This window comes from Curtobacterium sp. C2H10 (assembly GCF_025407985.1).
In the GTDB taxonomy this organism is placed as follows: Bacteria; Actinomycetota; Actinomycetes; order Actinomycetales; family Microbacteriaceae; genus Curtobacterium.
This window is the reverse complement of sequence record NZ_JABXGF010000006.1, coordinates 23,084-44,823: the sequence shown is the minus strand read 5'-3', so window position 1 is coordinate 44,823 and position 21,740 is coordinate 23,084. Positions and strand designations below refer to the sequence as shown.

At 67.5% G+C, this 21,740-nt stretch carries 27 protein-coding genes and 1 tRNA gene; 19 read left to right on the top strand and 9 right to left on the bottom strand.

The window, feature by feature from the left end; translation table 11 throughout:
* Positions 1-250 precede the first annotated feature (250 nt).
* Entirely contained in the window at positions 251-1,321 is a 1,071-nt protein-coding gene (locus HWD93_RS04910) for a diacylglycerol kinase family protein (protein ID WP_083403430.1), read from the bottom strand.
* 93 nt (positions 1,322-1,414) lie between these two features.
* On the opposite strand from HWD93_RS04910, the gene serS reads away from it, so the two are divergent.
* The 3 genes from serS to HWD93_RS04895 all read left to right on the top strand — a co-directional run bounded on the left by serS (position 1,415) and on the right by HWD93_RS04895 (position 3,668).
* Complete coding sequence (serS, locus tag HWD93_RS04905; RefSeq protein ID WP_070418122.1) at positions 1,415-2,680, top strand: serine--tRNA ligase; 1,266 nt, start codon at positions 1,415-1,417, stop codon at positions 2,678-2,680.
* Positions 2,677-3,531, top strand: coding sequence for an HAD family hydrolase (locus tag HWD93_RS04900; protein ID WP_175473690.1), 855 nt, complete (start codon positions 2,677-2,679; stop codon positions 3,529-3,531). Before serS ends, HWD93_RS04900 begins: the two co-directional genes overlap by 4 nt.
* 52 nt (positions 3,532-3,583) lie before the next feature.
* Positions 3,584-3,668, top strand: a tRNA-Ser gene (locus HWD93_RS04895).
* Positions 3,669-3,707: 39 nt separating this feature from the next.
* Here HWD93_RS04895 and HWD93_RS04890 read toward each other — a convergent pair.
* Entirely contained in the window at positions 3,708-4,826 is a 1,119-nt protein-coding gene (locus HWD93_RS04890) for a site-specific integrase (protein ID WP_261646196.1), read from the bottom strand.
* Positions 4,819-5,424 carry a helix-turn-helix transcriptional regulator gene (locus tag HWD93_RS04885; protein WP_261646195.1) on the bottom strand — a complete coding sequence of 202 codons (606 nt, stop codon included), beginning with the start codon at positions 5,422-5,424 and terminating at the stop codon, positions 4,819-4,821. Before HWD93_RS04885 ends, HWD93_RS04890 begins: the two co-directional genes overlap by 8 nt.
* Positions 5,425-5,520: 96 nt before the next feature.
* Here HWD93_RS04885 and HWD93_RS04880 point away from each other — a divergent pair, with 96 nt between their 5' ends.
* The 10 genes from HWD93_RS04880 to HWD93_RS04835 all read left to right on the top strand — a co-directional run bounded on the left by HWD93_RS04880 (position 5,521) and on the right by HWD93_RS04835 (position 12,491).
* On the top strand, positions 5,521-5,730 hold the full coding sequence (locus HWD93_RS04880) for an AlpA family transcriptional regulator (protein WP_261646194.1): 210 nt from the start codon (positions 5,521-5,523) through the stop codon (positions 5,728-5,730).
* Positions 5,727-5,981: a helix-turn-helix transcriptional regulator gene (locus HWD93_RS04875; RefSeq protein WP_261646193.1), complete on the top strand. Its 255-nt coding sequence runs from the start codon at positions 5,727-5,729 to the stop codon at positions 5,979-5,981. Before HWD93_RS04880 ends, HWD93_RS04875 begins: the two co-directional genes overlap by 4 nt.
* Entirely contained in the window at positions 5,978-6,256 is a 279-nt protein-coding gene (locus HWD93_RS04870; protein ID WP_261646192.1) for a hypothetical protein, read from the top strand. The genes HWD93_RS04875 and HWD93_RS04870 overlap by 4 nt, the downstream gene beginning before the upstream one ends.
* Entirely contained in the window at positions 6,256-6,477 is a 222-nt protein-coding gene (locus HWD93_RS04865; protein ID WP_261646191.1) for a hypothetical protein, read from the top strand. Before HWD93_RS04870 ends, HWD93_RS04865 begins: the two co-directional genes overlap by 1 nt.
* 37 nt (positions 6,478-6,514) lie before the next feature.
* Positions 6,515-7,144 carry a hypothetical protein gene (locus HWD93_RS04860; protein ID WP_261646190.1) on the top strand — a complete coding sequence of 210 codons (630 nt, stop codon included), beginning with the start codon at positions 6,515-6,517 and terminating at the stop codon, positions 7,142-7,144.
* An 11-nt stretch (positions 7,145-7,155) separates the two neighbouring features.
* On the top strand, positions 7,156-7,335 hold the full coding sequence (locus HWD93_RS04855) for a hypothetical protein (RefSeq protein WP_261646189.1): 180 nt from the start codon (positions 7,156-7,158) through the stop codon (positions 7,333-7,335).
* Entirely contained in the window at positions 7,322-7,603 is a 282-nt protein-coding gene (locus HWD93_RS04850) for a hypothetical protein (protein WP_261646188.1), read from the top strand. The genes HWD93_RS04855 and HWD93_RS04850 overlap by 14 nt, the downstream gene beginning before the upstream one ends.
* 2 nt (positions 7,604-7,605) lie before the next feature.
* On the top strand, positions 7,606-8,403 hold the full coding sequence (locus tag HWD93_RS04845) for a hypothetical protein (RefSeq protein WP_261646187.1): 798 nt from the start codon (positions 7,606-7,608) through the stop codon (positions 8,401-8,403).
* Between the two features lie 52 nt (positions 8,404-8,455).
* Positions 8,456-8,773, top strand: coding sequence for a hypothetical protein (locus HWD93_RS04840; protein ID WP_261646186.1), 318 nt, complete (start codon positions 8,456-8,458; stop codon positions 8,771-8,773).
* A gap of 139 nt (positions 8,774-8,912) precedes the next feature.
* Positions 8,913-12,491 (top strand): phage tail tape measure protein, encoded by a 3,579-nt coding sequence (locus HWD93_RS04835; RefSeq protein WP_261646185.1) that lies wholly within the window; start codon positions 8,913-8,915, stop codon positions 12,489-12,491.
* A gap of 70 nt (positions 12,492-12,561) precedes the next feature.
* On the opposite strand, the gene HWD93_RS04830 is transcribed toward HWD93_RS04835, so the two are convergent.
* Positions 12,562-12,753 (bottom strand): hypothetical protein, encoded by a 192-nt coding sequence (locus HWD93_RS04830; protein WP_261646184.1) that lies wholly within the window; start codon positions 12,751-12,753, stop codon positions 12,562-12,564.
* A 73-nt stretch (positions 12,754-12,826) separates the two neighbouring features.
* Here HWD93_RS04830 and HWD93_RS04825 point away from each other — a divergent pair, with 73 nt between their 5' ends.
* Positions 12,827-13,051, top strand: a complete 225-nt coding sequence (locus tag HWD93_RS04825) for a hypothetical protein (RefSeq protein ID WP_261646183.1) — start codon at positions 12,827-12,829, stop codon at positions 13,049-13,051.
* A 289-nt stretch (positions 13,052-13,340) separates the two neighbouring features.
* On the opposite strand, the gene HWD93_RS04820 is transcribed toward HWD93_RS04825, so the two are convergent.
* On the bottom strand, positions 13,341-13,562 hold the full coding sequence (locus tag HWD93_RS04820) for a hypothetical protein (RefSeq protein WP_261646182.1): 222 nt from the start codon (positions 13,560-13,562) through the stop codon (positions 13,341-13,343).
* A 531-nt stretch (positions 13,563-14,093) separates the two neighbouring features.
* Here HWD93_RS04820 and HWD93_RS04815 point away from each other — a divergent pair.
* Positions 14,094-14,312 carry a GNAT family N-acetyltransferase gene (locus HWD93_RS04815; protein ID WP_261646181.1) on the top strand — a complete coding sequence of 73 codons (219 nt, stop codon included), beginning with the start codon at positions 14,094-14,096 and terminating at the stop codon, positions 14,310-14,312.
* Between the two features lie 9 nt (positions 14,313-14,321).
* Here HWD93_RS04815 and mtnN read toward each other — a convergent pair whose 3' ends face one another.
* Positions 14,322-15,032: a 5'-methylthioadenosine/S-adenosylhomocysteine nucleosidase gene (gene mtnN, locus HWD93_RS04810; protein ID WP_261646180.1), complete on the bottom strand. Its 711-nt coding sequence runs from the start codon at positions 15,030-15,032 to the stop codon at positions 14,322-14,324.
* Positions 15,033-15,116: 84 nt separating this feature from the next.
* Between mtnN and HWD93_RS04805 the strand changes: the two genes are divergently transcribed.
* The gene (locus HWD93_RS04805; RefSeq protein ID WP_261646179.1) at positions 15,117-15,677 is read left to right on the top strand and encodes a GrpB family protein; all 561 of its coding nucleotides are present in this window, start codon (positions 15,117-15,119) and stop codon (positions 15,675-15,677) included.
* A 254-nt stretch (positions 15,678-15,931) separates the two neighbouring features.
* Here HWD93_RS04805 and HWD93_RS04800 read toward each other — a convergent pair whose 3' ends face one another.
* Positions 15,932-16,627, bottom strand: coding sequence for an SDR family oxidoreductase (locus HWD93_RS04800; protein WP_261646178.1), 696 nt, complete (start codon positions 16,625-16,627; stop codon positions 15,932-15,934).
* Between the two features lie 84 nt (positions 16,628-16,711).
* On the opposite strand from HWD93_RS04800, the gene HWD93_RS04795 reads away from it, so the two are divergent.
* Positions 16,712-17,161, top strand: a complete 450-nt coding sequence (locus tag HWD93_RS04795; protein WP_261646177.1) for a helix-turn-helix domain-containing protein — start codon at positions 16,712-16,714, stop codon at positions 17,159-17,161.
* A 90-nt stretch (positions 17,162-17,251) separates the two neighbouring features.
* Here HWD93_RS04795 and HWD93_RS04790 read toward each other — a convergent pair whose 3' ends face one another.
* Positions 17,252-18,265, bottom strand: coding sequence for a LacI family DNA-binding transcriptional regulator (locus HWD93_RS04790; RefSeq protein ID WP_261646176.1), 1,014 nt, complete (start codon positions 18,263-18,265; stop codon positions 17,252-17,254).
* Between the two features lie 74 nt (positions 18,266-18,339).
* Entirely contained in the window at positions 18,340-19,572 is a 1,233-nt protein-coding gene (locus HWD93_RS04785; protein WP_374115139.1) for a Gfo/Idh/MocA family protein, read from the bottom strand.
* Between the two features lie 199 nt (positions 19,573-19,771).
* Between HWD93_RS04785 and HWD93_RS04780 the strand changes: the two genes are divergently transcribed.
* Positions 19,772-20,746: a carbohydrate ABC transporter permease gene (locus HWD93_RS04780; protein ID WP_229087209.1), complete on the top strand. Its 975-nt coding sequence runs from the start codon at positions 19,772-19,774 to the stop codon at positions 20,744-20,746.
* Positions 20,747-20,775: 29 nt separating this feature from the next.
* On the top strand, positions 20,776-21,732 hold the full coding sequence (locus tag HWD93_RS04775) for a carbohydrate ABC transporter permease (RefSeq protein WP_083295227.1): 957 nt from the start codon (positions 20,776-20,778) through the stop codon (positions 21,730-21,732).
* Positions 21,733-21,740 lie beyond the last annotated feature (8 nt).

The window sequence follows — 21,740 nt, the reverse complement described above, 5'->3', positions numbered from 1 at the left end:
CCACGAATCCGACATGGAACCAGCCGCGAGGCACGGTTCCACGTCGGATCCGTGGTTCGAAGGCGTCAGCGCACCAGAGCAGGGACCGGCAGCGCTAGCGGCTGCGGGACGACTGCACGAAGGAGCCGGCGACGTCGAGGTAGAGGTATGCCGTACCTCGCGAGACCTTCGTCACCACGTCGTCGCGTGGTTCCGATGGACTTTCGTTGTGCGGAGCGCGCACCGCGCCGCGGCGCGCGCGGCGGCGCGGCTACCGCCGGCGGCCGCGGCCCGTCGCCGGCTCGACCGCGGGGATCCGCACGTCCAGCGAGCCCGGGTCGATCTTCGCGCGGAACGCCACGATCTCGCCCACCGGGTCGCCGTCGATCTCGAACTCGTCCGGTTTCGCCAGGCGCAGCGTGAACTCCTCGCCGCGCAGGTACCGCAGCGGGCGCTCCTGCTTCGCGGCCGTGGTGATCCGGCGGCCGATCACGGTGTCGGACAGGGCCGACCGGCGGAACCACCGCAGGATCCCGTTCTCCCAGAACACCCGGGCCGCGATGCGCACCCAGCCGAAGAACCCGCGAGGCCGCATCACGACGATGTCGAACACCCCGTCGTCGATCTCGGCATCGGGCAGGAGCATGGCATTGGCCTGGAGCATGCCGCAGTTGCCGACGATGACCGAGTGCGCGCGGACCGAGCCGTTGCGCGCCGACTCGTCGAGCCGGTACTTGAACTCGAAGCCGTCGGTGTCCCGGACGGAGCGGAACAGCGAGTCGAGGTAGGCGAGCCACCCGACGCGCTTCTTCAGCTCGGGGCGCGTGTTCGCGAGCATGCGGGCGTCGAGCCCGAGTCCGGCCATCACGACGAAGCCGAACCGGTCGCGGGAGCCGTCGGGACGCTCGACACCGAGCAGACCGAAGTCGATCGAACGGTCGTGCCCGGTGAAGATCGCCTTGGCCATCCCGCCGAGGTCGTCCAGCGGCAACTTCATGTTCCGCGCGAGCAGGTTGCCCGTGCCGCTCGGCAGCAGCGCCAGCGAGGCGTCGGACCCGTGCACCACCTCGGCCACGGCGCGGACGGTGCCGTCCCCACCCGCGGCGGCGACGACGTCGGCACCGGCCTCGAGCGCGGCGCGGGCCATGCCGCCGCCCGGGTCCTCCTCCGTCGTCTCGAACCAGAGGGTCTCGGCCCAGCCGGCCTCCTGCTGGTGCTTCTCGACGGTGCGCTTGAGGGTCGGCAGGTGGACCTTGACCGGGTTGTAGACCACCGCGGCCGTCCGCTGTTCGGTCTGGAGGGCGTCCTGGTCCGCGGGCGCGGTCTCCGAAGGGGTCGACATGCACCAACGGTACCGATCGAAGCCTGGAGGCGCGGGTCGGGCCCGCACCGCGCCTCCAGTCCGTCCGCAACTCGGCCCCTTTAGGATGGTGCGGTGATCGATCCCCAGCTGCTGCGTGACAACCCGGACGTCATCAAGGCCTCGCAGGAGGCGCGCGGCGCCTCCGTCGCCGTCGTCGACGAGGCCGTCGCCGCGGACGCGGCACGGCGGAGCGCGATCACCTCGTTCGAGTCCCTCCGTGCCGAGCAGAACGCCTTCGGCAAGACCGTCGCGAAGGCACCGAAGGACGAGAAGGCCGCGCTCGTGCAGCAGGCCCAGGCGCTCGCCGCGAAGGTGAAGGAAGCGCAGGCGACCGTCACCGCGGCCGAGGAGTCCTTCAACGCGGTCGTCCGGAGCATCCCGAACGTCGTGCTGCCGGACGTGCCGAAGGGTGGCGAGGACGACTTCGTCACGCTCCGCACCGTCGGCACGAAGCCGGAGTTCGACTTCGAGCCGAAGGACCACGCCGACCTCGGCGAGCACCTCGGCATCATCGACATCCCGCGCGGCGTGAAGGTCTCCGGCTCGCGGTTCTACTTCCTCCGCGGCCTCGGTGCCCGGCTCGAGATCGCCCTGATGTCGCTCGGCCTCGACCGTGCGATCGCCGCCGGCTTCGAGCCGCTCATCACCCCGACGCTCGTGCGGCCCGAGACCATGGCCGGCACGGGCTTCCTCGGCGAGCACGCGGCCGAGGTCTACCGGCTCGAGGCGGACGACCTCTACCTGACCGGTACGAGCGAGGTCGCCCTCGCCGGGTTCCACGCCGACGAGATCCTCTCCTTCGACGGTGGCGACGGCTTGCGCTACGCCGGCTGGTCGACCTGCTACCGGCGCGAGGCGGGGTCGGCGGGCAAGGACAACCGCGGCATCCTGCGCGTGCACCAGTTCAACAAGCTCGAGATGTTCGCCTACGTCCACCCGGACCAGGCCGAGGCCGAGCACGCCAAACTCGTCGGGTACCAGGAGCAGATGCTGCAGGACCTCGGGCTGCACTACCGCGTGATCGACGTGGCCGGTGGCGACCTCGGCACGAGTGCGGCGCGCAAGTACGACATCGAGGCGTGGGTCCCGACGCAGGGCACCTTCCGCGAGCTCACGTCGACGTCGAACTGCACGACGTTCCAGGCTCGTCGCCTCGACATCCGGTACCGCACCGAGAGCGGGAAGACCGCGCCGGTCGCGACCCTGAACGGCACGCTCGCGACGACCCGGTGGATCGTCGCGATCCTCGAGACGCACCAGCAGGCCGACGGCTCGGTCGTCGTGCCCGAGGTCCTCCGTCCCTACCTGGGCGGCGTCGAGGTGATCGAACCCCGATGAGCACGCAGGGTCGGTTCGTCGACGGTTCGGCCGGTGCGGGTGCGCCGGCCCGGACGAAGCGCTGGTTGGTGGCGCTCGACATCGACGGCACCACCATGCGCGAGGACGGTGTCGTCACCGACACCGTGATCGCCGCGCTCCGCGATGCCGAGGCAGCCGGGCACGAGGTCATGCTCAGCACCGGTCGCAGCGAGGGCATGACCGTCCCGCTGCTCGACACGCTCGGCATCCAGCCGAAGTACCTCGTCTGCGCGAACGGCGCGCTGACCCTGGGACGCCGGTCCGACGGTTCCTACGAGCGGGTGCACGTCGAGCAGTTCGACCCGAGCGAGGTCCTCCGGACGATCCACGGCGCCCTCGAGAACGCCGCGTTCGGCGTCGAGGACCAGACCGGCCACTTCCTGCTCTCCGGCAACTTCCCCGACGACACGATGACCGTCGCCGGCGAGCACGTCCCGTTCGAACGGCTGCTCGGCGTCGAGGCGACCCGTGTCGTCGTCATCTCGCCCGGTCACGACACCGAGGACTTCCTGCAGATCGTCGAGCGGATGGGGCTGCACAAGGTCTCGTACTCGGTGGGCTGGACGTCGTGGCTCGACATCGCACCCGAGGGCGTGACGAAGGCCACCGCGATGGAGCGGGTCCGTGAGTGGCTCGACATCCCGCGCTCCCGCGTGTTCGCCGCCGGGGACGGTCGGAACGACATCGACATGCTCCGGTGGGCCTCGACCTCGGGGCGCGGCGTCGTCATGGGGCAGGCACCCGAGGACGTCGTGGACGCGGGCAACGAGCTCACGGGCGGCGTCACCGACGACGGCCTGGCGGCTGCGCTCGACTCCCTGCCGCGCTAGCCCGGTAGACTTCCCGGGACGCGATCACGTCTCGCCACGTGGTCGCGTCGCTGGAGGGTTGTCCGAGCGGCCGATGGAGCCTGTCTTGAAAACAGGTGGGCAGAGATGTCTCGTGGGTTCGAATCCCACACCCTCCGCCGCCACCGAGGTCCGTTAATCCGCAGCCACAAGCGGATCTAGCGGGCCTCGTCTTCGTTCCGGGCGGCCTCTGCCCACATCTTGCCCACAACCGTCTGCGCGAGCCCGTCATCGAGGCGGCCCGCAACTATGTCCAGGTCGTCTTCGAACAGGTCGGCGTACACGTCGAGAGTCATCGCTGCAGAGGCGTGACCGAGCATCCGCTGCACGGCCTTCACGTTCGCGCCGGCGCTCACCGCCAGGCTCGCAGCGGTATGCCGGAGTCCATGCGGGGTCGTCGACGGGATTCCGGCCTTCTTCACGGCCGCGGGGAACCAGCCGTGGTCGTTGTGCCAGCGCCGCTCGTGAGTGCCCTGCTTCGTCGCGAACACGAGTGCGTCGCCGTCTTTCCCCTCGCAGCGCTCGCGTAGGGCTGGTGCTAACAGCGCGGGGAACGGCACGGAGCGCCGCTTGTGCGTCTTCGGCGTCCCGACCGTGATGACGTTCGCCACCTCCACCGCGTTCACCGTTACGTTTAGCCGTCGTCGGGTGAAGTCGACGTCCTTGACTCGGAGGCCGACCGCTTCACCCCAGCGCAGACCGGTGTAGGCGAGCACGAGGACAAGCGTCGACCGTTCGCCGGCCGCGAGCGCGAGGTCAGACACCTGCTCGTGCGTGAGGTAGACGTGCTCCTTCCGCTTTTTGCGCGGGAGGTTCACGTCACGCGCCGGATTGCTCAGGATGCGGCGGTCCTTCACTGCGGTGTCCAGGATGCTGGCGAGCACCCCGTAGTTGCGGATGACCGTCGTTGCACTTGCCGAGTTCATGGACGTCACCCAAGACTGCACGGCGCTGTGCTTCACGTCGGACACTCGCGTCTTACCCCAGACAGGGTCGACGTGCAGACGCCATGCGATCTCGAGCGGACGGAACGACGACGGCTTGAGGTGCGTCTGGTTGGCGAGCCAGGCGGGACCGAGCGTGCCTATCGTCTCGCGAGCATCCTCCGGGCGAACGAACTCGCCGCGAGCCTTTGATACTTCGACTGATGCGAGGAACAGCTCAGCGTCGCGCTTCGTCTTGAAACCGCGCTTGTCCGTCTGTTTGTTCTCCGGGGTGCGGTAGCGAACCCTGTAGCGCCGCCCTTTTGCTGTGTCGTACGGGGAGACGCTACCCATCTACAAGCCCATCTGAAGTTGGGGCAAACGGGGCCAGGATGTTCACCATGCCGTGCTCGTACATCAGAGGGCCGATGCCGTCCCAAGCCGCGCGCAGCTTGACTGCGAACTCGTCCGCAAGCGTGAAGTCGAGCAGTTGCCGGTAGTGCTCGGTCGCTGACTCTTCCACGCCTCCGGGGATCGGCTTGCCGCTGATGCGCAGGCCCCAATGCGGATCCTGCTCGTCATGGATGGCGCAGGCCACCGACAACGCCAGGCGCTGCTGATGAGACTTGACCGCCAAGTCGTCCATCTGCAGCAGCGAGTCAACGAGTGCATCAGCAGCTTCGTTAACGCGCCGGACCGCCAGAGCGCCGCTGCTATCGGAGCTCGCGAGTAGGTCGGAGATAGGCACCTGGAAGATGTCTGCGATCGATGCCGCCTCCTCGACCATCACCTTCCGCTTGCCCGTCTCCACCTTGTAGACGGTCGACTGATGCCACTCGTGGCCTTCCGCTCGCATCTTGTCGGCCAGCCACTGCTGCGATTCGCCCCGCTGCTCTCGGTGCAGTCTCACACCTCGGGCGAACGCGCCCTCGTACTCTTCCGCGTTTGTCACGCGGATGACACTAGATCAGATTGGCTCTTGTGCGGTAGACCAGGATGGATTTAGACTGAAAGTGCTTCACCAGACTAAGACTCGATTGGAGTGAAGATGAACGACGAGCTGATGACTCCGCTTCGGACAGCCGAGTACCTGCCCGGCATGACCGTCCCGCTGCTCGCCCAACTTCGGTACACCGGCACTGGCCCCCGGTTCCTGAAGCCAACCCCGAGGAAGGTGCTCTACAAGCGCAGTGACGTGGACGCTTGGCTCGAAAGCACCGCGCAGACGCGCACGGGAGACATGCAGGGGGCGTCGTGACCACGATCGGCGGGGCTCTGCAGAAGGTGCGGGAGCAGTTCGAACTGACGCGCACCGACATCGCGGCCGAGTTCGATCTCACGTCGCGTTGGGTCGAGATGCTTGAGAGCGGTCGCATCAATCCCAACCCGGCGTTCGTCGCCAAGTACACGCGCGCCGTCGTGCGCGCGTCCGAAAAGAAGAAGGCCCGCGCCGAGGGGCAACTCGACGCGGGCAGTGACCAGAACCCCTACGAGGAGGAACGATCGTGAAGAACGTTACAGCCATGCCGCAAGCCACCGACATCCGTGCCGCGCGGCGTCGAGCCCGCCACAACCAGCGGATCATGTGCGCGAACATCAGGTCCGCAGCGCATGACGCTGGCACCGGGCCGATCAGAGTCGCCCGCGCAGCACAGATCAAGCCCGTCAGGATGCTGCTCGCCTGGTGCGGCCTCAACATCCTGATGAGCGACCTGTTCCGAGTCATGCGCGTGCTGCAGATGACGTCCGAGGACGTGTTCCGCGGTACCAAGAGCATCAGCTGATGTCGGACTGGAAGGTGCGCTCGACGCACATGAACCGGTCTACGTACCCGATTGCCGTCTGGGAGCGCGAGCTCGAAGTGCGCAACGGGGTCGCCGCAGGCCGATCGGACAACGACATCGCTCGAAACCTCGGCATCTGTTCCGAGACGGTTTCGCGCATCCGTCGTCGGCTCGGCCTGCCAAACGTCTACGGCAAGTACCCCGATCGGGTCGCCGCCTGATTCAGCTGCACAACTTCATACGGAAGGAGGTGAGCGCATGACCGACGCCAGGTTCCCCGAGCGCTACCTCAGTGATCGGCGCGTGCTGCGCCTCGAGCCTGACGTGTTCCGCGGATGGGTCCTCGCTACGGCCTGGAGCGTGTCCAACCGCACGGACGGCATCGTGCTGGACGACGACCTGCCGTTGCTCCCGTTCATGCCTGAAAACGGCCCCATGACGCTCGTTGAGCGGGGGCTGTGGTCACAGACCGAAAAGGGCTGGCGAATCGAGGACTTCGAGCAGACGCAGACCAGCAAGCACGACCTCGAGGTGCTGGACAACATGCGGCGGGCTCAGCGTCAGAAGAAGGCACGTCAGCGGGCCACGAAGTCATCCGGCCCTTCCTTCTCCGATGTACCCGGGGACAGTACCGGGGGACCGTACCCGGGGACGTCCCGGGGACGTGTCCCCGAGGACAAGACAGGACAGGAAAGGACAGGCAGGGATGAAGGGAAGTGGTTCGACGAAGAAACCGGCGAGATCACTGACCCTGCACCTTCCGTCCAGGCCTCGTGGGGAGCGCGGTCGTGCGCTGTCTGTGGGGCTGAGATTCCCGGGTACTCGCCGGTGCCTTGGTGCGCGAATCAGGACGACGAACACAACCGATACCGGACGGCGGCGGCGTGATGGGAGACGACATGGCCAGGACGTCGGCCTCGAGCAAGTGGCAGGCGCGTGCGCTTGCTGCTGAGGCGGAACGTGACGAGATCAAGGACAAGTACGACGTGCTGCTGGACCGGCTGATGACCGGCCTTGCGGACGCGTTGATCGACGGCGGCTACGTGCCGCAGAAGGAGAGCACTAATGACGCTTCGTGAACCCACAAGCGATGACCACATCCTCGCGGCGCGCTTCGTCATCGGCGCGCTACAGGACGACGACACCCAGTTCAGGCAGTCGATCCAAGACACCCTCGTCGACAGTGACCTCGACACTGTGATGCACGTGATCGGGTACCTCGCTGTCGACGCGAGCGAGCTGCTGGTCAACGAACTGGACAGCAAGACAGCAGCCATCGAGCACTGCCAGCGAGTCATCGCGCAGCTGACCCTCGAGGCGATCGACAACGACGACAAGGAGAACTGAAGATGGCGAACGCACGACTGGTCGAGATGACCGTCCGGAACCTGCTGAAGACCGCCGACGCGGTTGGGGCGAAGATCAAGCCGGCACTGCGGAAGGACATCGCGGCGCGCTTCGACCTGTTGGCTGCGGCCAACACTGTCGACCTCAACGGACCTTCCGTGCCCGATGCGATGGCGGACGCCCTACTCGCCAAGCGCGATCCGATGGCTGACCCTGCGGTTCGCGAGGCCGTCATCCGGCAGCAGCTGCAGAACCAGCAGGCAGGCCTGTCGATCAGTGCCGGCGAGAAGCTTGAGCGCCTGATCGCCGACCACATCGACGACCTCGTGGATGCGTTCAAGCCGGTGTACGACGCGAACGGCGAAGAGCTCGGCAAGGCGCACGCTGTGATGAAGGAACGCGGCGTCCCCGAGATCGACAGCGCCCTCGTCGCCAGCTCGGACATGGAAGCGGCAGCAGCGAACTACGCAGCACGCAACGCACGCGAGATCCTTCGCAGCATCGATGTCGTGATCCATCCGCTGCTGTCGCTGTTCTCTCGCATCAACGGCGCGAACACCGGACGCGTACTGCAGTTCGCTGACGCTGGCGACGCGACGACCGGAACGATCATGCAGAAGCTGCGCTACGACCATTGGTCGGCGCTCGAAGCAGGCTTCACAATCCGACTTGCAAACCCGACCGACACGATGGCACGCGTCGAGCATGCCCGCGCAATGCAGGAACGCGAGCAGGAGCGAGCGACCGAGCAGGCGCGACAGAAGTTCGGCGGCGCTGTCGTCGGCGGTTACTTCCGCTGATGAGGGTGGGACGGGTGCCCCCATCGCGCCCGTCCCAGACCTCCGGGGCTAGGTGACGTCTCTCCCCGAGAAAAACAACTATTTGAAGGAGGTGAACATGGCAAGGAAGAAAGTGGCTGAAACGAGCGCTGATGGCCTTTCCGGGGTGTCTCTGACGGGCGCTACGGAGCTGTCCCGCAGGGATCTGCTGGCTGTCTCGAGGCGGCATGTTGCGGAGACGATCGAGGCGGGCGTCCCGGCGCACACTCTGGCGAGGCTCATCGCTGAGCTGTCGAAGATCGACTCAGAAATCCGATTCATTGATGCAACGTCAGAAGATGAGTCTTTCGCGCCGGTCGAAGACGAAGCCTGGGATCCGTCAATGATCTGATCCAAGAAGGTGATAGCCCCGAGCCAATCCGGCTCGGGGCTATTTCTTTTCCACCAGATGTCGCCTTTGTCAGGTTTCAATGAGATAATGTAAGCAGCCGAAAGGTTAAGGGTGAGGGTTATTTGGAGAGGACTCACCCATGGCCGAACGTGTTGTCAAAGTAACAATCCAAGCCGCTGTAGCGAACTACCTCAGCGGAATGGAAAAGGTTCGCAAAGCCACAGCGGACACTGCGAAGGAATCCGACAAGCTCGAGAAGGTCGGACAAGCCGCCGAACGCGTGGGCGGTGGACTGCTCACGATCGGAGCAGCCGCCACAGGCGCGGTCCTCGTCGTCACGAAGATGGCCGCTGACTTCGACGCACAGCTCTCGAAGGTGCAGGCAGCGACGAACGCCACAGCCTCGGAGATGGACAAGTTCCGGAACCAGGCGCTGACGGCTGGTGCCGCGTTTGGGTACACGGCTACTCAGGTCACCGAGGCTCAGGTGGAGCTCGGTAAGGCCGGCCTGGCCACCGCAGACATCCTCAACGGCGGATTGAACGGTGTCCTCGCTCTGGCCGCGTCGGACAACGTGGATCTCGGCAAGGCGACCCAGATTGCCGCGGTTGCGATGAAGCAGTTCAACCTTGAGGGCAAGGACGTCCCGCACATCGCGGATGAGCTCGCCGCCGGCGCGGGCAAGGCTCTCGGTGGCGTCGAGCAGCTGGGCGATGCTCTGAACCAGTCCGGTCTGGTCGCGTCCAACTTCGGGTTCTCGCTCGAGGAAACGACCGGCGTGCTGTCGGCGTTCGCGGACGCCGGTCTACTCGGCTCCGACTCCGGCACCTCGCTGAAAACGATGCTGCAGCAGCTGGCGAACCCGTCGAAGGAATCGGCGCAGCTGATGAAGTCCCTCGGCATCAACGTCGAGGACGCCAACGGCAAGTTCCTCGGCGCTGCGGACATCGCTCAGGTGCTGCACGACAAGCTCTCCACCCTCAGTGACGCTCAGAGGCAGCAGGCCCTCGCGCAGATCTTCGGTTCCGACGCAGTCCGTGCTGCCACCGTCCTCTACAAAGAGGGCGCGGACGGCATCCAGGGCTACATCGACCAGAACAACGACGCCGGCTACGCGATGGAGCAGGCGCGCCTGAAGTCCGACAACCTCAACGGCGACCTGAAGAAACTGCGCTCAGCTTTCCAGACCGGCCTGATCGAGACCGGCACATCGGCCAGCAGCGCGCTCCGTCCGCTGGTGCAGACACTTACTGGCGTCGTGCAGGCGGTCAATGGTCTTCCGGAACCACTGAAGGCGACCGCGCTCGGCGCGACCGGAGTCGTCGGGGCGGTGTCATTGCTTGGCGGCGGGATGCTCTTCGCGATCCCGAAGATCGTGGAGTTCCGCAGCGCCCTCGCGACGCTCCGCGACGGGGGCATCACGGCACGTTCTGCGTTGGTTGGTGTCACCAAGTTCATGACCGGCCCTTGGGGTATCGCCCTGGGGGTGGCCGCTACAGCTGCTGCTGTGTTCGCGGCGCAGCAGATGGAGGCGCAGGAACGCACTGCCCAGCTAAAGGCGACGCTGGACGAGACGACCGGTGCTGTGACTGAGATGACGCGCGCGCAGATCGCAGCCAACCTGAACGCACCGGGCAAGTTCGCAATGTTCGATGTTGGCCCCTCCGCCCTGCAGCAGGCGAAGAACGCGGGGCTGTCGCTCGAGACTGTCACGAAGGCAGCAGAGGGCAACGCCAAGGCGTACCGCGAGCTCAAGGCTGCGCAGAAGGAACTGGACGACGCACGCGGAGTCGGCAACCTCGACGCGAACAACGCCGCGAAGGCTGCTGACGCTGTGGTTCGGAAGGTCGACGAGCAGCGGACCGCCCTCAAGGGAGCGAAAGACCAGCAGAAGCTTCTGAACGAGGCGCAGGGTGATTCGGAGACGACCTCGGACGCAGCTGCGAACGGTCTCGATTCGATCACCCAGGCAGCGGACGACGCCACCCAAGCGATCTCGGACACGGCCAACGCGATCAAGGGGTTCAACTCCGCGCAGCTCGACGTGAACTCGACGCAGCGCGACCTTGAGGCTGCGATCGACGGTGTGACCGACTCGATCGAGCAGAACGGCCAGTCGCTCGATGTGACGACCGAGAAGGGGCGAGCGAACTCCGCGGCCCTTGATTCGATCGCCCAGTCCACCCTGAACTACGCGGGCGCTCTGTACCAGCAGACGGGTGACCAGGACAAGGCGACGAGCGCGCTGGAGTCAGGCCGCAAGTCGCTTATCGCTGCTCTCGGGCAGTACGGCGTCACTGGCCAGGCTGCTGAGGACTACGCGGACAAGATCCTCGGAACTCCTACGCAGTGGTCGACCCTGTTCACCAACTCCGCAGATGCCGCCGGCGCTCTCGTGTCCGAGTACCAGCGGAAGCTGAACGCCCTGCCCGCGGAGAAGCGGACGAACGTCAACGCGGCAACTACTGCCGCCCAGGTGGCCATTCAGAGCGTCCTCGACACCCTGAACGCGATCCCGACGCAGAAGACGATCACGGTCACTACGAACCGTGTGACGACCGGTACGGCGGACAACACGGTCGGGATCTTCAAGGCCGCTGGCGGCTACATCAGCGGCCCCGGCACCGGCACGTCCGACTCAGTACCGGCGATGCTCTCCAACGGCGAGTACGTCATCCGGGAACGCTCGGTGAAGAAGTACGGAACCGGGTTCCTCGACCGGGTGAACCGCGGTCACTACGCCTCCGGGGGCCTGGTGCAGCGGTACGCGACGGGCGGTCGGGTGCAGTTCAACTACAACCGCGCGTCCGGTCAGTACGACGGTCTGGGCGCTGTCTCCGAGCTCATGTCGATGTTCGGGGACACGTCGCTCCCGGTGAAGTTCCGCAACCAGATCGGCGCTGCTGCACTCCGCTACCAGACGTCCATGACGAAGCTTGCGGACAAGTCCGACACCGCAGCGTCCAAGCTCTCCGACCTCCGTCAGTCGGCGGCGTCGCTGCAGTCGTCCGTGGCGAGCGCGATCGGGAGGACCGACGTCGGGAACTACCGAACCACTTCGACGCTCCGCCGCGGGCTGGCGAAGGCGGCTGGCAACGTCACCGAGTTCGCCGGACTGCTCAGCACGCTCGCGAAGAAGGGCATTAACGGGAACCTGCTGGCAGAGATCGCGAGCCTCGGAACCGCGGAGGGCCTGCCGCTCGCACGGTCCCTCGCAGCCGCGTCCGCTGCGGACATCAAGTCGATCAACTCGTCCTACGGGACGATCCAGTCGACGGCCACGAAGGCCGGACAGACGGTCGCTGACGCGAATTACAAGGCGCTCATCACGTCCGCGGACAAGAACGCCCGGTCCCTCGAGAAGCAGATCAAGGACCAGTCGAAGGCCATTCAGGGCATCATCGCCCGCGGGTTCGGCCTCAAGGGGTACGCGGCTGGCGGGTACACCGGCAACGGTCACCCTGGCCAGGTCGCTGGCGTCGTGCACGGACGTGAGTTCGTGATGAACCAGTACGCGACCGCCCGTAACCTGCCGTACCTCGAGGCGCTGAACAACGGTGGCACGGTCCGCTACATGGACCCGACGCCGTACCGAGCTGCAACGGCGCAAGCGTCAGCGCCCGTCCGCTCCGGCGACCGTCACTACCACCTGACGACTCTCGATCCGGAGCCGTTCGTGCAGGCAGTGGAACGCCGGGAACGATCCGAGTACGCCTGAAAGCTCCCCGCCCTCGGCCGGCGGGGTAAACGGGTGGGCCAGGTCATCTCCAACCTGGCCCACCCCCTTATCACTCCTTGTCGATGCGCTGGATGTCGAACACCATGTCTGCCTTCACCGACGCGACGGGCCGGCCGTTCTGCGAACCTTGCACGCGCTCCTTGAACGTGAAGAAGCCATCGCTGATGGCGTAAGAGTCGGCCTCGATGTCGAACTGGGGCCAGGTGGGGTGCTTGTAGTTGATCTTGTAGATGTACTTCACCGGGTTCTCCTTCGGTCGGTGGGAAGTTGAGGGAACATTACCGACGACTGCCGACACCGCTTAGGGTTCGAGCATGGATACGTATAACGCCGCCTTGATTGGCCCGGACCTTCGCGTTGGAACCGCAGAGATCGTGACCATCCCCCTGTCCGGCGGCCGGGCGGTCGAGACATATGAACGTCGCCTCGAAACCGAGGACGGCGCTTGGCTTGAGACATGGGCTCGCGTCGCAGACGAACAGCCCAATGGCCAGGAGCCTGTCCCGTACCAGTTCGTCAAGCGGGAGCGCGATGCCTGACCGCCCGACGCCACAGCCACGCTGACTGTCGCGTCGAGCGTTCGCCCCACTCCACCAGCACTGCATCGCGAGTCATCGCCAATGCGTGACCCTCAACCCGGATGAGGCGGTCCGGAAGCTGCACCCACGACCGAACGGGCATGGCGGGCTCCAAGTCCTTCTGAGGGCCACCACGGGCCTCCTGCGGCACACTGAACGGCTCAGGAGGCGACCAACGATCACTGCGACGACGACCCATGCGACGATCGTGACGGCGACCACTGACGAGGCGCGGGCAAGCCTGCTTTTCTCACCGATACCGCGGTGACTCCTGAGGAAGCGACCGCAACCACCTCAACCCTTCCTCCCGAGTGATGATCGGCTTGCGGCCTGCCTTGGTTGGGTAGGCCGGGATCAGATCACCGGAATCGATCGCCTTGCGGATCGTGTCGACGCTGAGGTCGACCGCGGTGGCGAAGTTGGGAATCGAGTAGGCGAGCCGGTCCGTGCAAGATGGTTCGAGCTCGTGCATGCGGCAATGATGTGGCGTCGTGCGACCATCTGTCATTGGTCAGATCTGACCTGACACGCAGCCCGGGCGGTTCTTGCCCACAACCTGCCCACAATCGACTTCTATCGAAGGTGCTCCCAGTGATCGAACCTGACTCAAACGGGCCGTATTTGCTGGGCGGAGGGTCGAGCGCCGCCAGGGGACTGTCTGGCGGCCAGGGTTCGAATCCCACACCCTCCGCCATGGACACACGCCTGCGCCTGATCCGCGTCGACGACGCTGCGACGCTCGCGGCCGTCGTGAGTGCGAGCGCCGACCACCTGCGGCCGTGGGAACCGACCCGTTCGCCCGCCTACTTCACCGAGGCGGGGCAGCACGACGTCATCGTCCAGGCCCTCGCGGCCGAGCGTGCCGGCACGTCCGTCCCGTTCGTGATCGAGTCGGTCGACGGCGAACTGCTCGGCCGGATCACGCTGAGCGGCATCACCCGCGGTGCCCTGCAGTCGTGTGCGATGGGGTACTGGATCCGCGCCGACCGGGTGCGGCAGGGGCATGCCTCCCCGGGCGGTCCGGGCCGCTGCGGCGCACGCGTTCGAGGTGCTGCGGCTCCACCGTGTCCAGGCGGAGACCCTGCCCGAGAACGTGGGTTCGCAGCGTGCACTGCAGGCAGCGGGGTTCACGCGCTACGGCCTGGCGCCCGAGTACCTCAGGATCGCCGGGGCGTGGCGCGACCACGTCATGTTCCAGCTCCTCGCTCCGACCGACCGGTGAGCCCCCGGTTCAGCTGACGAGCCCCGTCACGACGTCGTGCACCACGCGGGCGGCACGCGCGGCCGCATCGTCGAGGTGCTCCCTGAACTCGTCGCCGTCCGGCGCGCACAGGTCGCTGATGCACCGGACGGAGACGAACGGCATGGCGTGGACGTGCGCGAACTGCGCGATCGCCGCCGACTCCATGTCGACCGCCGCAACCGTGGGGAACGCCGTCCGGAGCAGACGCGCTCGACCCTCGGTGACGAAGATCTCGCTCGAGCCGATCGTGGCCGAGCGGAGGCGGTACCCGGCGTCCGAGGCGAGTGCCAGCTCGACGAGCCGGTCGTCGGGCTCGTACCCGGTGGGCATGCCCGGGACCTGGCCGAGCGCGTACCCGAACGCCGTCGCGTCGGCGTTGAGGTTGACGTAGCGGTCCCCGACGACGACGTCGCCGATCTCGACGCCGTGCATCAGCCCTCCGGCCGTCCCGACGCTGATCACCGGGATGCCGGAGCCGAAGTCGTGGAAGGCGTGGGCGACCGCTGCCGTGGCGTTCGTGAACCCGATGCCGCTGCGGCGCACGGCGACCGTGGCGCCGCCGACGTCGAGCAGGTGGTGTTCGTCGTGGCCGCCGACCGGACCGTCGAGGATCGGGACACCGCCGAGGAGCCCGGCGAACGCGGACACCTCTTCGCTCATGGCGGCGATGACGACCGCGATCGGGGGAGGGAGTTGCACTGATCGATGATCGCACGGGCCGCCGACCGTCGGGACACCGGGACGCGTACCGTGCACCGTGCGCGAGGAGATCCAGGGGGCGGTGTGGTCGAGGTCGTCGAGTACCGGGCGGAGTGGCCGCGGCGCTTCGAGGCGCTGCGGACGGCGTACGGCGCGGCGCTCCTCGCCGCCGGCTTCCCGCACCGCATCGAGCACGTCGGGAGCACGGCGGTGCCCGGCCTCGCGGCGAAGCCCGTGATCGACGTCGACGTGGTCGTCGGGGCGGCGGACGTGCCCGCGGCCGTCGAGGCCCTCGCTGCGATCGGCTTCGTGCCGCGCGGCGACCTGGGTATCCCGGGGCGGCAGGCGTTCCGCACGGCCGAGCGCTTCGCCCCGAGCAACACCTACGTCGTGGTCGAAGGATCGCTCGCGCTCCGCAACCACCTCGGCGTGCGGGACGTCCTGCGTGGGGACGACGCACTCCGCGAGGAGTACGCCGCCGTGAAGCGTCGGGCTGCCGCCGAGGCGCTGGACATCGACGACTACCTCGTGCGCAAGACCGCGGTGCTCGACCGGGTGTTGCGCGCGGCGGGTCTCACCGACTCCGAGCGTGCGTCGATCGCCGATGCCACCGCGGGCATCGCCGGCCGAGGGGCCCACGGCTGACCCCGGACACGCGGGTGTGACCCGACCGGCAGGGATCGCCCGACTCGCTGCGGTCCTGCGCGTATCGTTCCGCCGTCGTGACCGTTCCGGTTCGCGGATCACGGGATTCGCGAACCGGAACGGTCACGCGCCCCGCGGAACCGGCGGTCCCGCCGCGGCCCGACGCCTCGCCGCCGCGCGTCCCGACGCCTCGCCGTCGCGCGGAACGGCGGGCCGGGTCGCGAGCGCCGCCGAGGCCATCGACAGCGGAGCCGTCAGACCGACGCCAGCGCCGGGTAGAGCGCGGTGAGCGGGGCGCTCAGTCCGGCGCGGACGTCGCGGCTGACCTGGTCGGCGAGGACCTCGTGCTCGCCGGCCTCGAGGGCGTCGTAGATCGCCGCCACGATGTCCGCCGGGTCGGCCTTCTCGACGTCGAGGTCTGCCGTCATGCCGGTGTCCGTGTAACCGAGGTGCGCTCCGAGGACCTGGGTCCCCTGGGGTGCGAGCTCGAGGCGCAGGGAGTTCGTGATCGACCAGAACGCGGCCTTCGAGGCGGAGTAGCCCCCGGCCAGCGCAATCCAGCTGAGTACCGAGTGCACGTCGATGAGCGCGCCCCCGGCCAGCGACGGCGCGAAGGCCTTGGCGACCCGGAGCGCACCGAAGACGTTCGTGGCGAAGACGTGCTCGACCTCGTCGACCGAGGTCTCGAGGAGCGGCGCGGAGCCACCGATGCCGGCGTTGTTCACGACGATCGTGGCATCGGCTGCTGCACGGGCGGCGGCGTCGACGCTCGCCTGGTCGGTGACGTCGAGGGCGAGCGGCACGATGCGCTCGTCGTCCCAGGTGCGAGGGGTCCGGGCCGTGGCGTAGACCTTGGCGGCACCGCGGTCGAGGGCCTGCTGGACGAACGCGGCGCCGAGGCCGCCGTTCGCTCCGGTGACGAGGACGGTCGCGTCGGTGAGGGTGGTCATGGTGTGCTCCTGTCGAAGAGGTTGAGTACGGAAAGTGAACTTAGCACGGTGTGTCTGGATTCCGAACCCAGGTAGGATGAACACATGCTCGGCATCCTCGGCGGCGACGAGCGCTGCCCCATCGCGCGGTCCCTCGACGTCCTCGGCGAGAAGTGGACGCTCATGATCGTCCGCGACGCCCTCGCGGGGTCGACCCGCTTCAGCCAGTTCCAGCAGAGCCTCGGGGTCCCGCGGGAGGTCCTCACGGCACGCCTCGGCTCCCTCGTCGAGGGCGGCGTGCTCGAACGCCACGCCTACAAGCCGGACGGTGGACGGGTCCGTGACGAGTACGTCCTCACCGAGGCCGGCCGCGACCTCTCGCTCGTGCTGCTCGCTCTCGGCGGGTGGGCGGACCGGCACCGGCCGTCCGAGCGCACGTCCGACCTCCGCTTCGTCGAGGCCACCACCGGCGAGCCGGTCGAGGCGGTCGCCGTGACGCGCGGCGGGCACCGCCGCGTCGCGCTCGATGCGCTCGAGGCGGTCATGGAGGGCTGACGGTGCGAGCAGGCGGACTGGCGTGACCACCGTCGGACGGGAGGCGCGGGTCGGCCCCGCACCGCGCCTCCCGGACCACAGGCGGGTGCGTCAGCGACGCACGCCGCACCCGCAACTGGCGCCGAGCACCAACTCGGCGGGGACGAGGTCCCGGTGCCACTGGTTGTCCGCGTCGAGGCCGAGCACCCGGTCGACGGCGGCGCTCGCCATCGTCTCGATCGGCTGCCGGACCGTGGTGAGCTGCGGGTTCGTGTAGTCGGCCTCGACCGCGCCGTCGAAGGAGACGATCGCGACGTCGTCGGGCGCGGACAGTCCGAGCTCGAAGAGGGCGCGCAGGAGCCCGACCGCCTGCATGTCGGAGCTGACGAACACCGCTCGGGGGCCGGAGCCCTCGCCGAACATGCGGAGACCGGCCTCGTAGCCGCCCCGTCGGGTGAAGTCGCAGCGGACGATCGGGCCGTCGGGCAGCCCGGCGTCGCGGAGTGCTCGCATCCAGCCCTGCTCGCGGAGCTCCATCGAGCCGGCGTGCCCCATGACCAGGCCGATCGAGCGGTACCCGTGCTCGACGAGGTGCTGCGTGCCGTCGTACGCGCCACGAAGGGCGTCGACGCCGATGCTCGCGTAGTCGGGGACCTCGAAGAAGGTGTTGAGCAGGACCATCGGGATGCCGGGGTCCGTCACGGTGGACAGGTCGGGCCGCGTCATGATGCTCGTGACGATGATGCCGTCGACCTGCCGCGCGGAGAGGCTGCGCAGGCGCTCCCGTTCCTGCGCGGCGTCGCCGTCGCTGTTGGCGAGCAGGACGTCGTACCCGCGCGCGGCGGCGGCGTGCGTGACCGCGACGCCGAGCTCGGACCAGAACGGGTTGTCGAGCTCGGGGACGATGAGTCCGAGCATCTTCGAGGACCCGGTGCGGAGGGCTTGGGCGCTCGCGTTCGGGCGGTAGCCGAGGACGCGGATCGCCTCGCGGACACGTGCCGCGGTGGCCGCTGCGACCGGACGGGGTCCGTCGTGCACGACGTAGCTCACGACGGAGGTGCTGACGCCCGCGTACCGGGCGACGTCGGCGCGGGTGACCGCCCTCGGGGTCGTCGGGACGGTCACGGGTGCCACCTTCGTCGGGTCGGAAGTCGCGTTCGGGTGCCGGCCCGTGCGGACCGACACCCGAACACCACTTGCTAGTCGCTGGCGATACTAGACGAGCCCACCGCCTCGACCGTCTCCGGGGCGTCGCCGAAGTCCGGCACCTCGAGGCGGACGCCGCCCTGCAGTGCGGACTGGTGGGCGATGATGCCGGGCAGCGTGAACCGGGCGGCGGTCCAGGCGTTCACCGGCGGCAGGGTCCGGTCGACGACGGCGCGGACGAAGTCGTCGGCGAGGAACTGGTGGCTGCCCTCGTGTCCGGTCGGGACCCCGGCGTACTCGGCCGGCAGGCGCGACGTGTCGTGCACGGCCGCGTAGCCGGAGACGAACGCGTCACGCAGAGATGGGTCGACGCCGGCGAGGCGCGGGTCGTCGAGCTCCATCGTGGCCTGGGTGTCGATCTGGTCGCTGATGTCGTGCGAGTCCTCCTTGTCCTGCCAGACGCTGACCTTGGCGAGCTGCTCGAAGCTCGCCTCGGTGCCGAAGTAGCGGAAGCGGGACTCGCGGATGTGCGACGGGTAGCCGACGCGGCGCATCTCGTTGATCCGCATGACCCCGCCGTTGTCGAGCTCGAACAGGGCGGTGGCGTTCGAGAAGTCGTTGTCGAACTGGCTGACGTCCTTGTCGAAGACCCCGTCGCCGCGGTCGTCCTTGACGCCGATGCAGCTGACGCTGACCGCGTGCCCCGGGATCGCGCCGAGGACCCCGCCGACCGAGTGCGTCGGGTAGAGCATGGGCGGGTAGCTGGCGGTGCGCTTCCAGTCCTCGCCGCCGCTGAACTGGTACGCGGCGTAGAAGCCGAGGTCCATGTCGTGCACGTAGTCGCCCTCGGCGTAGAAGACACGGCCGAAGGCACCCTCGGCGACCTTCGAGCGGGCGAACACCGTCGCGGGGTTGTAGTAGCTCGTCTCGCCCATCATGTAGGTGAGCCCGGTCTCGCGGACGGCCTCGATGATGTCGCGGATCTCGTCGACCGAGATCGCCATCGGCACGGCCGAGTAGACGTGCTTGCCGGCGCGGAGGGCCTTGACCACGAGCGGCCCGTGCGTCCAGCGCTGCGTGAAGATCGCGACGGCGTCGACGTCCGAGGCGAGCACGGCGTCGAAGTCCGGGAACGTGCCGTCGAGGTGCTGCGACTCGACGAGCTCGGATGCCCGGTCGTCGACGAGGTCGGTGACGAAGACGCGGTCGACGTCCGGGTGCAGCTTGAACAGCTTGGCGAACTGGGGGGCGAACTGGCCCGCGCCGACCATTCCGACAGAGATCATCAGTGACCTTTCCAGGTGGGGGATGCGTCGCCGGGCAGGTCGCTCCGATGCGATCGAGGGCCATCCTGACACCGATGTCTACACGTGACAACCCCTGATTCAAACGAAGAGAAAGCCTCTTGCCACCCGGTGTCCCCACGTGTAGATTCCCGGCTCACGGACTGCTGCACGTCAGTCCACCGCAGACGAAGGAGTCGCGATGGCCACCGAGAGCCCTGTGTCGTCACCCTTGACGACGGCCAGCACGAGACGGAGGAGTCGGGCGACCGACCGCGCCCGTGCCGGCACCACCTCCCCGCGACGCCGGCCCAGGAACGACCTCTGGCTGGCGCTGATCTTCATCGCCCCGGCATCGGTCGGCTTCGCCGTGTTCCTCGCGTGGCCCACCGTCCGGGGCATCTACCTCAGCTTCACGTCGTTCAACCTGCTCACGCCCCCGGTGTTCACCGGGCTGCAGAACTACGAGCGCCTGGTGCAGGACTCGATCTTCTGGCACTCGATGGCGGTGACGGTCGAGTACGTCCTGCTCAACATCGGGTTCCAGACGATCCTCGCGCTGTTCATCGCCGTGATGATGCACCGCCTCACCAAGTCGACCTTCGTCCGGGGCATCGTCCTCGCGCCGTACCTCGTGTCGAACGTCGTCGCGGCGCTCATCTGGCTGTGGATCCTCGACACGCAGCTCGGCATCGGCAACGAGATCCTGTCGGCGATCGGTGTGGGCCGCATCCCGTTCCTGCAGAGCGACTTCTGGGGCATCCCGACCATCGCGTTCATCAACGTCTGGCGGAACGTCGGCTACACGGCCCTGCTCATCTTCGCGGGCCTGCAGGCGCTGCCGGAGCAGGTCTACGAAGCCGGCCGCATCGACGGCGCCAGCGAGTGGAAGATGTTCTGGCGCATCACCGTGCCGCTGCTCCGACCCATCCTGTCGCTCGTGCTCATCATCACGATCATCGGGTCGTTCCAGGTGTTCGACACCGTCGCCATCGCCACCCAGGGCGGACCCGCGAACGCCACGAACGTCGTGCAGAACTACATCTACAACCTGGCGTTCGGCCGGTTCCAGTTCGGCTACGCGTCCGCCGTCTCGGTGGCCCTCCTCATCGTCCTCAGCATCATCACGATCATCCAGTACCGACTCTCGCGTTCCGGCGAGAGCGACCTGGACTGACGGCCACAGCACACGGAAGCGAGTCGAAGATGACCAGCACCCTGCCCCCGGTGGTCGAACCGCAGACCACCCGCGCGATCACCACCCGCGGCGGCCCCCGACCGCCTCGTCGGAAGCCCTCCGTCGGACGGGTCATCGCCTGGATCGCGATGATCGCCGTCATCGTCGTGACCCTGTTCCCGTTCTACTGGATCCTCCGCACCGCCCTGTCCTCGAACGGCGCGATCTCGGCCGACCCCACCTCGCTCCTCCCCACGGGCTTCAGCCTCGGTGGCTTCGAGCGCGTGTTCGGCCTGCAGTCCACGAAGGAGGCGCTCGCCCAGGGCGGGTCCGGCGCTGCCATCAACTTCTGGCAGTACCTGCTGAACTCCGTGCTCACCGCGACGATGATCACCGTCGGCCAGGTGTTCTTCTCGGCCGGGGCGGCCTACGCGTTCGCGCGGTTGCGGTGGCCCGGGCGCGACCGCGTCTTCGCGGTCTTCCTCGCCGGACTGATGGTGCCGACGATCTTCACGCTCCTGCCGAACTTCACGCTGATCAAGTCGCTCGGCCTGGTCGACACCCTGTTCGGGATCGCCCTGCCGTCGATGCTCATGACGCCGTTCGCGGTGTTCTTCCTCCGGCAGTTCTTCCTCGGGATCTCCCGCGAGGTCGAGGAGGCGGCCCTCATCGACGGCGCCGGCAAGGTCCGGGTCTTCTTCCGGCTCATCCTCCCGATGGCCTCCGCCCCGATCGCGACGCTCGCCGTCCTGACGTACATCACGGCGTGGAACGACTACTTCTGGCCGCTGATGGTCTCGTACACCGACAGCTCCCGCGTGCTCACGGTGGCGCTCGGGGTCTTCAAGTCGCAGTCGCCGCAGTCCGGCACCGACTGGGCCGGGCTCATGGCCGCGACGCTCGTGGCGGCGCTCCCGATGATCGTGCTCTTCGGCGTCTTCGCCAAGCGGATCGTCAACTCCATCGGCTTCTCCGGCATCAAGTAGGGATCCGC